This window comes from Priestia megaterium NBRC 15308 = ATCC 14581, from assembly GCF_000832985.1.
Classification (GTDB): domain Bacteria; phylum Bacillota; class Bacilli; order Bacillales; family Bacillaceae_H; genus Priestia; species Priestia megaterium.
In genome coordinates, this window is the sequence record NZ_CP009920.1 from 967,314 (window position 1) to 981,124 (window position 13,811).

General features: G+C 40.3%; 11 protein-coding genes and 1 pseudogene. All 12 read right to left on the minus strand.

Features of this window, described 5'->3' with window-relative positions:
• Positions 1 to 63: 63 nt before the first annotated feature.
• The 12 genes and pseudogenes from rpsO to BG04_RS05565 all read right to left on the minus strand — a co-directional run bounded on the left by rpsO (position 64) and on the right by BG04_RS05565 (position 13,729).
• Positions 64 to 333, minus strand: a complete 270-nt coding sequence (gene rpsO / locus BG04_RS05510) for a 30S ribosomal protein S15 (protein ID WP_013058831.1) — start codon at positions 331 to 333, stop codon at positions 64 to 66.
• Between the two features lie 149 nt (positions 334 to 482).
• Positions 483 to 1,439: a bifunctional riboflavin kinase/FAD synthetase gene (gene ribF / locus BG04_RS05515; RefSeq protein ID WP_034649240.1), complete on the minus strand. Its 957-nt coding sequence runs from the start codon at positions 1,437 to 1,439 to the stop codon at positions 483 to 485.
• A gap of 28 nt (positions 1,440 to 1,467) precedes the next feature.
• A complete protein-coding gene (truB, locus tag BG04_RS05520) occupies positions 1,468 to 2,385 on the minus strand; it encodes a tRNA pseudouridine(55) synthase TruB (protein WP_013084763.1) in 918 nt (305 codons plus the stop codon).
• 92 nt (positions 2,386 to 2,477) lie between these two features.
• A complete protein-coding gene (gene rbfA / locus BG04_RS05525; protein WP_013058834.1) occupies positions 2,478 to 2,843 on the minus strand; it encodes a 30S ribosome-binding factor RbfA in 366 nt (121 codons plus the stop codon).
• Positions 2,844 to 2,857: 14 nt separating this feature from the next.
• Positions 2,858 to 3,136 (minus strand): DUF503 domain-containing protein, encoded by a 279-nt coding sequence (locus BG04_RS05530; RefSeq protein ID WP_016765375.1) that lies wholly within the window; start codon positions 3,134 to 3,136, stop codon positions 2,858 to 2,860.
• Positions 3,133 to 5,001, minus strand: a pseudogene (gene infB / locus BG04_RS05535) (translation initiation factor IF-2); the annotation flags it as partial. The pseudogene infB and the gene BG04_RS05530, both read right to left, overlap by 4 nt.
• Before the next feature lie 22 nt (positions 5,002 to 5,023).
• Positions 5,024 to 5,323 carry a YlxQ family RNA-binding protein gene (locus BG04_RS05540; protein ID WP_013058837.1) on the minus strand — a complete coding sequence of 100 codons (300 nt, stop codon included), beginning with the start codon at positions 5,321 to 5,323 and terminating at the stop codon, positions 5,024 to 5,026.
• Complete coding sequence (gene rnpM, locus BG04_RS05545; RefSeq protein ID WP_013058838.1) at positions 5,323 to 5,604, minus strand: RNase P modulator RnpM; 282 nt, start codon at positions 5,602 to 5,604, stop codon at positions 5,323 to 5,325. The genes BG04_RS05540 and rnpM overlap by 1 nt, the downstream gene beginning before the upstream one ends.
• Positions 5,605 to 5,617: 13 nt before the next feature.
• Complete coding sequence (gene nusA, locus BG04_RS05550; protein WP_013058839.1) at positions 5,618 to 6,730, minus strand: transcription termination factor NusA; 1,113 nt, start codon at positions 6,728 to 6,730, stop codon at positions 5,618 to 5,620.
• 37 nt (positions 6,731 to 6,767) lie between these two features.
• Complete coding sequence (gene rimP / locus BG04_RS05555; protein WP_013084764.1) at positions 6,768 to 7,238, minus strand: ribosome maturation factor RimP; 471 nt, start codon at positions 7,236 to 7,238, stop codon at positions 6,768 to 6,770.
• A 364-nt stretch (positions 7,239 to 7,602) separates the two neighbouring features.
• Positions 7,603 to 11,913 (minus strand): PolC-type DNA polymerase III, encoded by a 4,311-nt coding sequence (locus BG04_RS05560; protein WP_034649236.1) that lies wholly within the window; start codon positions 11,911 to 11,913, stop codon positions 7,603 to 7,605.
• Positions 11,914 to 12,031: 118 nt separating this feature from the next.
• Entirely contained in the window at positions 12,032 to 13,729 is a 1,698-nt protein-coding gene (locus tag BG04_RS05565; RefSeq protein WP_034649235.1) for a proline--tRNA ligase, read from the minus strand.
• Positions 13,730 to 13,811: the final 82 nt, after the last annotated feature.

The window sequence follows — 13,811 nt, forward strand, 5'->3', positions numbered from 1 at the left end:
GCATCTTTAATGTTTCTTAAATGTACATACTAAAAAAGCGGGAATGCTCCCGCTTTCTTCTTATTATCGACGTAAACCAAGTTTGTTGATTAACTCACGATAACGAGTAACGTCTTTGTTACGTAGGTAGTTAAGTAAGTTACGACGTCGACCTACCATTTTTAAAAGACCACGACGTGAATGGTGATCCTTTTTATGAGTACGTAAGTGACCGTTTAGATTGTTAATTTGCTCTGTTAGGACAGCGATTTGAACTTCTGGAGAACCAGTGTCGTTCGCATGAGTTTTGTACTCACTAATGATTTCATTTTTACGCTCTTGTGTGATAGCCATCCTATTCACCTCCTTATTATTAAACCCCAGTTACCGAGCAAAACGTTGGTGAATCGTAATGCCAAGCAATGGTTGTTTTACATACAAGTGTTATGTTACTACTTATTAGAACAAAAAGCAAGTCGTAGCAACTATTTATATATTTTTTTTTATTTCTTATGCTTTTGAATTCCTTCAAAATAAGCAAGGGCTTCTTCCTTGTCCTTTGAGATCTGACCGACAAGCTCTTCGATGCCGCTGAACTTTTTTTCTGAACGAATCATTCGGTGCCATTTCACTGTTACGTGCTGATCGTAGATTTGCTCGTCAAATGATAATAAGTGGACTTCGATTGTTGGCTTTTCTAAATTATCGTGAAAAGTCGGCTTATAGCCCACGTTGCATACTCCTGCATACCACTTGCCATGGAGCTGAAGCTCAACAGCGTACACGCCGATGCGCGGAAGTAAATACTCATCGTCTAAAGCGATGTTAGCAGTCGGAAAACCTATTTGCCTGCCTCGCTTTTCTCCATGAGTCACTGTACCTGACACTTCATAATAGCGCCCAAGCAGCTCTTTTACTCGATGCATGTCTCCATTTGCTAAATTTTCGCGAACGAGCGTTGAACTAATTTTTTCTTCCCCATTTGTTAACTTATCAATTGTTGTTTGAGTGAATTTTGATCGAGAATGAAATGGTAGTATTTCCATTGTTCCTTTACCTAACTTTCCATACGTATAGTCAAATCCAGCTACCACATGCTGCACATTCAGGCCAATAATATACTGATCAACAAACTCTTGAGGCAATAGTGCTGCAAACTGTTTATCAAAATGAACGATATATAAAAAGTCAATTCCCATTTCCTCAATGAGTTTCTTTTTTTCTTGAAGTGGTGTGATCATATCAATGTGCTGCACGTTGCGCCCAAGCACCACAGAAGGGTGAGGAGTAAACGTCATCACAGCACTAGCTATGCCTTTTTCATCGGCTAACTGTTTTGCTGAATTTATCACTTGCTGATGCCCTAAATGCACACCATCAAAATAACCAAGTGCTAACACTGATTGTTGAACAGCTTCTCGTTGAAAGTGGTGTGGATGTCGAATTTCAATCGTTTCCAAAACACAGTTCACCTTTTCCCTAACCGGTCTAGTCGATTGCCAACACTTTAACCGGCTTCATTAAATGTTTTTTCGTTGGGTGCTGAGCATAAATTGCTAAGCACTTGCCTGCAGAATTTATCATTAAAAAGAATGGTTCCTTTTTTAACTCTTCATCTTCTGTGCACGGCAATACCGCGCCATTTTTCACTTTCTCTGCTAATGTATCACTAATTTGAAGTTTCGGCAAATGATTAAGAGCTTCTTCGATCGAATGCAGTTTCTCATTGATCGTTTCTTCTTCTACCGCCCGTTCAATATCTTCAAATGTCACACAATCTTCCAGTGAAAACTGCCCTGAACCCGTTCGCTGCAAATAAGACATATGAGACGGATAGCCAAGTGCTTCTCCAATCATCACAGCAAGCGTTCGCACATATGTACCTTTGCTGCACGTTACGCGGAATTTGAAGGAAATTTGTTCTCCCTCAAATGCAGCGCGATCGTCTAGCAGTTCAAAGTTATAGATATGAATGGTTCTAACAGGGCGCTCTACTTCGATTCCTTGCCTTGCATATTCATATAGCTTTTTACCTTTGACTTTTACCGCGGAGTACATTGGAGGCACTTGCTGAAGTTCTCCTGTCATCGAAGACAGCACTTCTTCGATTTGAGCACGTGAAAAAGAATCCACTACTTTCTTTTCTTCTACAACCTCTCCGGAAGAATCTTCTGTTGTTGTAGAAAATCCGAGTGTAACTTCTCCTTCATAGGTTTTAGTAGCTCCTGTTAGATACTCTACAATTTTGGTAGCTCTACCGATACAAATAGGCAATACCCCTGTAACGTCTGGGTCTAATGTGCCTGTATGCCCTACTTTTTTAGTGCGAAGCAGCTTTCGGACTTTAAACACACAGTCGTGCGAAGTCAGGCCAGCTGGTTTATGTAAAATTAAAACACCGTCCACTCATTCTTCATCTCCTTTTCATTTAAAAAAGGGTGTCTCAGAAGCAAAAACCACTTTTGAGACACCCTTTTTTGTTTCTACATTCACTGATCTTATTCGTTCTCTTGATGGTCATCGCTTTCTTTTTTAATTTCATGAAGCAATGATTCAATTCGATTACCATAATCAATTGATTCATCAAACTCAAACGTAATTTCAGGTGTTTTACGTAAGCGAATGCGCTGACCGATTTCTGAGCGGATAAATCCTTTTGCTTTCGCAAGGCCTTTTAACGTATTCTCACGCTGTTCAGCATCTCCTAAAACAGAGATATACACTTTCGCTTGCTGTAAATCGCCTGATACTTGAACATCTGTTACAGTCACAAAACCGATGCGCGGATCCTTGATTTTACGATTTAAAATCTCGCCCATCTCTTTTTTCATTTGTTCTCCGACTCTAGTTGCTCTTATGTTCATCTGTGTCACCCCTTTTATAACCAATCAAAAGTTGTAATGGTACGTTCAATCTCTGGAAAAGAATCAATCAAGCTTAGCGCTTTTTGCAGTTCTTGTTCCGTTGTGACACGGCTAGATGAGACTGCGACAATGCTAATTTTTGTTCGTTGCCACACATCTTGAAAATCAGTTTCTGAAACTGATACGTTAAACCGCTGCTTCAAGCGCATCAAGATGCGCTGAAGCACGGCACGTTTTTCTTTAAGAGAAGCAGCATTGTAAATTAAGCATTCACACTCCACTAGTCCAATCATTTAGGATCAATTTGCTCCATTACATATGCTTCAATAATATCTCCTTCTTTAATATCATTGAAGTTTTTAATTGTAATACCACACTCATATCCTTGAGCGACTTCTTTTGCATCGTCTTTAAAGCGTTTTAGCACATCTACTTCACCTTCAAAGATAACAATTCCGTCACGGATTAAACGAATTCCACTGTTACGTGTAATTTTACCGTCCGTTACGTAACTTCCTGCGATTGTACCAACTTTTGATACTTTGAATGTTTGACGTACTTCCACTTGACCGATGATTTTTTCAGCAAACTCAGGATCAAGCATTCCTTTCATCGCAGATTCAATTTCTTCAATTACTTTATAAATAATGCGGTGAAGACGAATATCTACGTTTTCTACGTCAGCTGTACGTTTTGCTCCAGCATCCGGACGCACGTTAAAGCCGATAACGATTGCGTTAGAAGCAGTTGCAAGAATGATATCAGATTCTGTAATCGCACCTACACCCGTATGGATAATACGAACATTTACACCCTCTACATCAATCTTTTGAAGAGCAGCAGCCAATGCTTCTACAGAACCTTGTACGTCTGCTTTTACGATAAGGTTTAAGTCTTTCATTTCACCTTGTTTAATTTTTTCAAATAAATCATCTAAGCTTACGCGAGATTTTTCACCGCGCTGTTGTTCAAGCTGCTTTTGAGCACGAGCTTCTCCGATTTGACGAGCTGTTTTCTCATCTTCAAACACTAAGAAACGATCTCCAGCTAACGGAACTTCGTTTAAGCCAGTAATCTCAACCGGAGTAGATGGTCCTACTTCCTTCACACGGCGGCCAATATCATTTACCATTGCGCGAACGCGGCCAAACGTATTTCCGACTACGATTGGATCACCTACGCGTAGTGTACCAGTTTGAACAAGAAGCGTTGCTACAGACCCACGGCCTTTATCTAGCTGTGCTTCTACAACTGTACCTGCTGCACGACGGTTAGGATTTGCTTTTAACTCTTCTACTTCACTTACAAGTAAAATCATTTCAAGCAATTGATCGATCCCTTCACCTGAAATGGCTGAAAGCTTACAGAAGATTGTTTCTCCGCCCCACTCTTCAGCTACAAGGCCGTGCTCCATTAGTTCTTGCATCACGCGATCTGGATTTGCTGCTTCTTTATCCATTTTGTTAACCGCAACAATAATTGGCACTTCTGCCGCTTTTGCATGGTTAATCGCTTCAATTGTTTGAGGCATTACACCATCGTCTGCTGCAACAACAAGGATTGTAATATCCGTTACTTGCGCACCGCGAGCACGCATCGTTGTAAATGCAGCATGCCCTGGTGTATCAAGGAATGTAATTTTCTTTTCATCAACCACAACTTGATAAGCACCGATATGCTGCGTGATACCGCCTGCTTCTGCAGCCGTTACTTTTGTGTTACGGATAGAGTCAAGAAGCGTCGTTTTACCGTGGTCAACGTGACCCATGATTGTAACAACTGGAGGACGCACTTGAAGATCTTTTTCGTCATCAATGATTTCTAATGATTCAAAAGCAGTGTCATCTACTACTACTTCTTCTTCAACTTCTACACCGTATTCTCCGGCAATTAGTTCGATAGAATCTTTATCTAACTCTTGGTTAATTGTTGCCATTACACCAAGCATAAATAATTTTTTAATAATTTCAGAAGGCTCTTTGCCTAATTCTTTTGCTAACTCAGAAACCGTTAAGCTTCCGACAAACGTTACTTTTTCCGGTAACTCTTTTGCAGCTGCTGGAGCTGGTCTACCTTTTGGTGCCTGTGACTTTTGTGCCTGTGGCTTTTTGTTACCTTTATTGTTTCCTTTGTTAGCTGTTGATTTTGTATTTTTATTCAATACTTTCACCCCCATAAAATTAACCGAGCATCGTTGCTAGCTTTTTAGCAAATCCCTCGTCCATAACGGCTACCACAACTCGAGCATCTTTACCAATCGCTTGACCTAGCGTGTAGCGATCGGGAACGATTTTAACCGAAACGTTATAGTAAGAACATTTATCCGTTACTTTTTTCTTTGTGTTTTCAGACGCATCGCTTGCTAAAAGTACTAACTTTGCTTTTTGTTTCCGAACTTCTCTAACCACAAGTTCTTCTCCAGAAATCAATTTGCGTGCACGGTTTGCAAGCCCTAAAAAGGAGATCCATTGTTCATTCATTAGCGTGACTGTTTCTCCTTTTCTACAAGCGCTAGCAACTCTTCATAAACCGCTTCATCTATTGACGCGCCTAAATGTGTCGAAAGCACATTTTTCTTTTTTGCCAATAAAATTGCTTCTTTATCCTTGCTTACATAAGCTCCGCGCCCGGACTTTTTACCCGTTACATCAACTGAAACGTCGCCTTCTTTTGAGCGCACAACGCGTACTAGCTCTTTTTTAGGCTTCATTTCTCCAGTGGCCACACATTTTCGCATCGGGACTTTTTTACGATTGTTCACCTTGGCTCACCTCTTATTCCATATCTTCATCTGAATCAAATGCATGTTGACTTACTAGCATATCATCGCTGTTTTTTACAACCATACCTTCTTGTTCAGCTTCTGATTGACTTTTAATATCAATTTTCCAGCCTGTCAGCTTAGCAGCTAGACGTGCATTTTGTCCACGTTTACCAATTGCAAGTGACAGCTGATAGTCAGGAACGATAACAGTTGTTGCTTTTTCATTTTCATCTACAATCACATCTACTACCTTAGATGGACTTAAAGCGTTGGCAACAAATTCAACTGGATCATTTGACCAGCGAACAATGTCAATTTTTTCACCTTTTAGTTCATTTACAACAGCCTGTACGCGCTGACCTTTTGGCCCAACACAAGAACCGACCGGATCTACTTCAGCATACTCAGAATGAACAGAGATTTTTGAACGGTCTCCAGCTTCGCGAGCTACTGATTTTAATTCAACTGTACCGTCATAGATTTCCGGTACTTCTTTTTCAAAAAGACGTTTTAAAAGACCTGGGTGCGTACGTGAAACATAGATTTGCGGGCCTTTTGTTGTTTTTTCTACTTTCGTAATATACACTTTAATACGATCATGAGGTTTATACTGCTCATTTGGCATTTGCTCGCTTTGAGGAAGCAATGCTTCAATTTTGCCAAGGCTCACATAGATGAAGCGAGAATCTTGACGCTGAACAATACCTGTCATAATATCTTCTTCGCGATCGCTGAACTCTGAATAGATAACGCCTCGTTCCGCCTCACGAACACGCTGTGTAACAACTTGTTTTGCTGTTTGAGCCGCGATGCGTCCAAAGTCTTTTGGCGTTACTTCGATTTCAACCACATCGTCTAGTTGGAAGTTAGGGTTGATTGTTTGTGCTTCTTCAACCGAAATTTCCAGGCGTGGATCATATACTTCATCAACCACATCTTTGCGAGCAAACACGCGCATTGAACCTCTTTCTAAATTTAAATCAACGCGTACGTTTTGCGCTTGGTTAAAGTTGCGTTTGTAAGCAGAAATTAGCGCTGCTTCAATTGCTTCAATAATTACATCTTTGCTAATGCCTTTCTCTTTTTCAAGAATGACTAAGGCATCAAATAACTCACTGCTCATCGTTGGATAATCCCCCTTTAATATTGGCCCCTACACATTAAAATACAATCGCTAATCGAGCAAAAGCGACTTTGTCATATGGTAAAACCACCGTTTTTGTGCGTGTTTTGATACGAATAGATAATGTGACAGTTTCTCCGTCAAATGATTGTAATTCGCCTTCAAATTCTTTTGCACCTTCAATTGGTTCATATGTTTTTATGTATACATGCTTACCAATTGCACGTTCAAAATCTTTATCTTTTTTTAATGGGCGTTCCGCACCAGGCGATGATACTTCTAAAAAATAGTTATGAGGGATTGGATCTACTGCATCCATTTTCTCACTCAATTTTTCACTTACTGCTCCGCAGTCTTCGATATCCACGCCGGTATCAGAATCGATAAACACACGTAAAAACCAATCTTTTCCTTCTTTTACGTATTCAATTTCAACAAGCTCTAAATTCATTTCCTCTAAGATAGGGGAAACCATTTCTTCCACTGTTTGTTTTACATTTTTACTCATTCTAATCCTCCCTTCGAGACATTGCATGGTATGTTTAGGTTACGCGTTTTTTATGTCTCTTATATCAAAAAAGAGTGGTTTATTTGCTATTTTTATTTTGCACTCTATAAGAGGTCTAACCTACTAGAGTGGAAATGTTGTCATTTGTGTTGCAGGATTTTAAACGTCACATAATAAATCAATCATGGTGATTGAAAATCTACAGAAAAAACGAATCATGCTAGAAGCCGATTCGTTCTCCATACTACTTACTATGTCAGTAAGTTCATATCAATAAGAAAGAGCGGGTTTCCCCACTCTTTCTCGTCCGTATCCTTAGCATTTCCACAATTACTATATCATAACCGCTTATTTTATGCAAATGTTAGAAAAGAGAAAGCTGGTTCTGATCAGGTAATGATTCAAGGCATCCATGGTTGTCTAGATACTCTAAAATCGTCTTCGATACTTTGCCTCGCTGCTGCAAGTCTTCTTTCGATAAAAACTCTCCCGTTTCACGAGCTTTTACAATGTTCAGCGCTGCATTTGTGCCAAGACCGGGAATGGCATTAAACGGTGGAACTAAAGACGTGCCGTCAATTAAAAATTCGTCTGCGCTAGATTCATATAAATCTACTTTTTTAAATGAATAGCCTCGTTCGCACATTTCTAAAGAAAGCTCAAGCACCGTTAATAAGTTTTTCTCTTTAGGAGATGCATCTAAACCTTTGGCATTGATTTCTTCCATCTTCGCTCGAATGGCAGTTGACCCTTTGATCATCGTATCAATATCAAAGTCATCTGCACGAACCGTAAAGTATGCTGCGTAATAAAGAAGCGCGTGGTGCACTTTGAAATAAGCAATACGCACGGCCATCAATACATAAGCAGCCGCATGGGCTTTAGGGAACATATACTTAATCTTTTTACAAGAATCAATATACCAGTCCGGAACACCATTTTTGATCATTTCCTCTTCAAATTCAGGTGTTAGCCCTTTCCCTTTACGTACAGACTCCATAATTTTAAAGGCAAGTGAAGGTTCAAGACCTTGATAAATCAGATAAACCATGATGTCATCACGACAGCCGATTACTTCACTTAAGTTGCAAATATCATTGCGAATTAGCTCCTGTGCATTACCAAGCCATACGTCCGTCCCGTGCGACAGTCCCGAGATTTGAACAAGCTCTGAAAACGTCGTTGGCTTCGTATCTTCTAACATTTGACGCACAAAGCGCGTTCCAAATTCAGGTATGCCAAGCGTTCCTGTTTTACACATAATTTGCTCTTCTGTTACGCCAAGTGATTCCGTTCCACTAAAAATTTTCATCACTTCAGGATCATCCGTCGGAATCGTTTTTGGATCAATTCCACTTAAATCTTGAAGCATGCGAATCACGGTCGGATCATCGTGTCCGAGTATATCAAGTTTTAATAAATTATCATGAATCGAATGGAAGTCAAAATGAGTTGTTCTCCACTCGGAATTACGGTCATCAGCTGGAAACTGGATCGGTGAAAAATCGAAGATATCCATATAGTCCGGCACAACGATAATCCCCCCTGGATGCTGACCCGTTGTACGTTTTACGCCCGTACATCCTGCTACTAAACGATCCACTTCTGCGTTTCGTAAATGTAAATCACGGTCACCGGCATAGCCTTTTACATAGCCATAAGCTGTTTTTTCGGCTACTGTACCGATTGTTCCCGCGCGATATACATTATCTTCTCCAAACAGTACTTTTGTATAGTTGTGAGCTCGCGGCTGATACTCTCCGGAGAAGTTCAAATCGATATCGGGAACTTTGTCTCCTTTGAATCCTAAGAACGTTTCAAACGGAATATCGTGTCCATCTTTAATAAATGGTACGCCACAATCGTCGCAGCTTTTGTCCGGCAAGTCGAATCCGGAACCAACGGAACCGTCATTAAAAAACTCGGATTTCTTACATTTTGGACAAACATAATGCGGCGGCAGTGGATTTACTTCTGTAATTTCCGTCATCGTCGCAACGAATGAAGACCCTACGGAACCACGTGAACCAACTAAGTAACCATCATTCAACGATTTTTTAACGAGTTTATGCGAGATCAAGTAAATAACGGCAAACCCGTGGCCGATAATACTTTTCAACTCTTTCTCTAGACGGGCTTCTACTACTTCAGGCAGCTCTTCACCGTAGATGCTGCGTGCCATCGCATAGCTCATTTCACGCATTTCTTCGTCTGCACCTTCAATTTTTGGCGTATATAAATCATCTTTAATTGGTTTAATATCGTCAATCATATCCGCTATTTTTTGCGTATTATGAACAACAATTTCTTTCGCTTTGTTCCCGTCTAAAAATGAAAAACAATTCAGCATCTCATCCGTTGATCTAAAATGAACATCCGGCAGCTGATGACGGTTTAACGGGTTAGCCCCGCCTTGTGAACCAATTAAAATTTTTCGGTAAATTTTGTCTTCCGGATTGAGATAGTGAACATTTCCTGTTGCTACAACCGGCTTTCCAAGCTTTTCACCAAGCTTCACAATATTGCTGATAATATCTTTTAAGGCTTTCTCATCCCGCACTAAATCCAGTTCAATTAAGTGCTTGTAGTTGTCAGGGGGCTGCACTTCGATGTAATCATAAAATTCAGCTGCTCCTTCTACTTCATCAATTCCTTTTTGCATCATGCCTTCGAATACTTCGCCTCGGTCACATGCGGTTCCAATCAAGATGCCTTCTCGATATTTATCGAGCTGAGATCTTGGAATTCGCGGAACTCGATAAAAGTAATTTAAATGAGAAATCGAAACGAGTTTAAATAGATTTTTTAAACCTACGTCGTTTTGTGCTAAAAGCGTGGCATGATAAGGACGGGCCCGCTGATATGCATTCCCTTCTCCCATATAATCATTTAAGCGATCGTGCATCGTAATTTCGCGTTCAAATGCATCTTTCAGCATTTTATTTAACAAATAGCCAGTTGTTTCCGCATCGTAAATCGCGCGGTGATGCTGCACAAGTTCAATATCAAACTTTTTAGCAAGAGTATTTAAACGATGGTTTTTCATATGCGGATACAAAAATCTTCCGAGTTCAAGCGTATCAATAACGCCGTTAGCTGCTTTTTCTAATCCGATTTTTTGCAGTCCCATATTTAAAAATCCCATATCAAAGCTTGCATTATGAGCGACTAAAATACTGTCGCCCATCCACTCGTGAAAATCCCGAAGTACTTCTGAGATTTCAGGCGCATTTTGGACCATATCATCTGTAATACCCGTCAGCTCAATTGTTGTTGCAGACAGAGGATGATGAGGATTTGCAAATCGTTCAAATCGATCGATGATTTCGCCTTCTTTCATCTTCACGGCAGCAAGTTCAATAATGGTATCGTATACGGCTGACAAACCGGTTGTTTCGACGTCAAATACGACGTAAGTTGCTTCTGTCAAATCCACATGCTGCGGATTATAGGCAATCGGCACGCCGTCGTCTACTAAATTGACTTCCACTCCGTACAGTATTTTAATGCCGTTCTTTTTCCCGGCTCCATACGCTTCAGGAAACGACTGTGCAACCGCGTGATCAGTTATCGCTACAGCCGGATGTCCCCATTTTTTGGCTTGTCCGACTAAAGCTCCAACAGATGAAACGGCATCCATTTGACTCATTGGCGTATGCAAGTGAAGTTCCACACGCTTTTCATCTTCAGGCGCTGTATCCTGTCTAGCGGGACCGGTAATCTCGTTAACATCATTTCCAATCATAACTAGATCACGAACAAATGTATCGTTTTGTACACTTCCGCGAACCTTCACCCACATTCCTTTTTTAATCGCTTGAAGTAAAGGAATATCTTCTTTATCACGCGAAAACATTTTAACCATAATAGAGTTTGTATAATCTGTCACTTTAAAAATAAGAAGCGTACGTCCGCTTCGTAATTCTCTCGTTTCTGCATCAAATACGTAGCCTTCAACGGCAATTCGCTTTTCTTCATCCACAATGGAATCCAGGCGAACCGTCTCGTCTTTAATCGTATATCCAATTGTAAGCGGACCTTTTGGTAGGTCTGGTCCATCACTTTTTTCATTTTCTTTATTTTGCATTTCTGTGATGGCTTGTAATACTTTTTCTGTATCTTCTTGTTTTCGTTGCTCTACAAACTGCTGAAATGCTTCTTCTGAATGTACAACTTCCGTCATTAGCTGAAGGTTCGGAAACCCATAGGACGCATACTGATCAGCAATTAACTGACTATACTTTTTACGTAAAGCCGTTCCTTCTGCATCATGTCGTGCGTTCACAATCAATTTGGCACCGTTCAATCTCGGCATTTGATCTTGTAAAAGCGACTGTAAAAGGGGAGATATGCCCTGCATTTCTCCAATACAATGCTTCCAATATGACTGTACATGCTCTTCCGTACATTCTTTATTAACGGTTTGAATAGAAAAAGAAACACTCGCAATATGAGAAAAAGCTGAAGAAATGCGAGCATGGAATAACTCATAAATCTCAAAAGGTAATAACCCTTCTAAAGAAAAATGGAAATGCCATTTTTTTTGTTCTTTCTGAATGACGAGCTTTTCAATCGCTGCGTTTTCAAAGTAAGGAACAATTTGATCACTCGTCAGCTCTAACTGCTGCAGCAGCAACTTAAAACGCTCTTTTTTTCCTAGCGTTTGTGCTTCCAAGTTTTCTGCCTCCTTTTATAAATGAGTGCAATCTATTTTAACATAAATGACTTCTATTCTGTCATATGTTCTGTTTATAAACATAAAAACAGCAGGGATACAAATCCCCGCTGCTTCATTACTTCGCTAGCAGTTCTTTCACTGTTGAAACAAGATTGTCAACTGACACTTCTAATGACTCCCCAGTTTTGCGTACTTTTACTTCTACAATTCCTTCAGATGCACGTTTACCAACTGTTACTCGAACAGGAAGACCAATTAGATCTGAATCTGCAAATTTTACTCCTGCACGCTCTTGGCGGTCGTCTAACAGCACTTCAAAGCGATTATCTAATAACTCATTATATAATTTCTCACCTAGTTCACGCTGTTCATCATTTTTCACGTTAACTGGAATAACGTGCACTTGATAAGGCGTAACAGCTTCTGGCCATAGAAGACCGTTTTCATCATTAAATTGTTCTGCAATCGCAGCTACTGTACGAGAAACACCGATACCATAGCAGCCCATAATCATTGGCTGGCTGCGTCCGTTCTCATCTAGATACGTTGCTCCCATCGCTTCACTGTAGCGCGTTCCTAGCTTAAAGACGTGTCCGACTTCAATACCTTTAGCAAACTTAATAACGCCTTGTCCATCCGGTGACTGATCCCCTTCTTGGATGAAGCGGAAATCTTCGTAAGTTGCATTAAAGTTACGCTCATTCACATTTGTGTAGTGATAACCTTCTTCATTTGCTCCGCATACACCGTTAGCAATTGCTTTTACCGCATGATCAGCTACCACTTCTACTGAATCACTTACTCCAATCGGTCCTACTGAACCAACTGCGCATTTTAATACTTCTTTTGTTTCTTCTGGAGTTGCCAGTTCAACAACGGAAGCTTCAAAATAGTTTTTCACTTTAATATCGTTTACTTCGTGATCCCCGCGAACAAGTACAAGCACAAAACGATCATCTACTTTAAATAAAAGGGACTTGATACAAGAAGTCGCTTCAACATTTAAGAAAGCAGCTACGTCTTCAATGCTATGCTGATTTGGTGTTTCCACTTTTGTTAATTCTTTTTCAGCTTCACCTGATTTTCCATACGTATTTACAACCGGTGCCATTTCAACATTTGCTGCATAAGAAGATGTATCTGAATAAGCGATTGTATCTTCCCCGATTTCAGAAAGAACCATAAATTCATGCGTATCTTTTCCGCCCATTGCACCTGAATCAGCGATAACAGCACGGAAATTTAATCCGCAGCGCTCAAAGATGCGGCTGTAGGCAGCAAACATTTTATCATATACTTCATCTAAACTTTCTTGAGAAGCATGAAACGAATATGCATCTTTCATAATAAATTCACGACCGCGTAATAAGCCAAAGCGTGGACGTTTTTCATCGCGGAACTTCGTTTGAATTTGATATAAATTTAGCGGTAAACGTTTGTATGACTTCACTTCGTCACGAAGCAAGCTTGTGATAACTTCTTCGTGTGTTGCTCCCAAAGCAAATTCACGGCCGTGACGATCTTTCATACGCATTAACTCAGGTCCGTATGAATACCAGCGGCCAGACTCTTGCCACAATTCAGCTTGTTGTAAAGCAGGCATTAATAATTCGACAGAACCTGCACGGTCCATCTCTTCACGAACAATTTGTTCAACTTTTTGCAATACGCGCTTACCAAGCGGTAAAAAGCTGTACACGCCGCTTGCATTTTGGCGCATATAACCTGCGCGCAATAGAAGCTGATGGCTTTTTATATCCGCATCAGCTGGCACTTCTCTTAATGTAGGAATCAATGTAGAACTTTGTCTCATAACCTCGCACCTCTTTGCTTACTTCTCTATCTTATTTTTTTAAGGCGGACCATGCCGCAATTTTCATATAATCAGCGAGGGA

What these genes read in the sequence shown, in the direction of transcription:
- BG04_RS05530 (WP_016765375.1), bottom strand. Translation starts at nt 3,136, where the DNA reads ATGATTGGACTAGTGGAGTGTGAATGCTTAATTTACAATGCTGCTTCT.
- BG04_RS05540 (WP_013058837.1), bottom strand. Translation starts at nt 5,323, where the DNA reads ATGAATGAACAATGGATCTCCTTTTTAGGGCTTGCAAACCGTGCACGC.
- BG04_RS05565 (WP_034649235.1), bottom strand. Translation starts at nt 13,729, where the DNA reads ATGAGACAAAGTTCTACATTGATTCCTACATTAAGAGAAGTGCCAGCT.
- rbfA (WP_013058834.1), bottom strand. Translation starts at nt 2,843, where the DNA reads ATGAACATAAGAGCAACTAGAGTCGGAGAACAAATGAAAAAAGAGATG.
- rpsO (WP_013058831.1), bottom strand. Translation starts at nt 333, where the DNA reads ATGGCTATCACACAAGAGCGTAAAAATGAAATCATTAGTGAGTACAAA.
- rimP (WP_013084764.1), bottom strand. Translation starts at nt 7,238, where the DNA reads ATGAGTAAAAATGTAAAACAAACAGTGGAAGAAATGGTTTCCCCTATC.
- nusA (WP_013058839.1), bottom strand. Translation starts at nt 6,730, where the DNA reads ATGAGCAGTGAGTTATTTGATGCCTTAGTCATTCTTGAAAAAGAGAAA.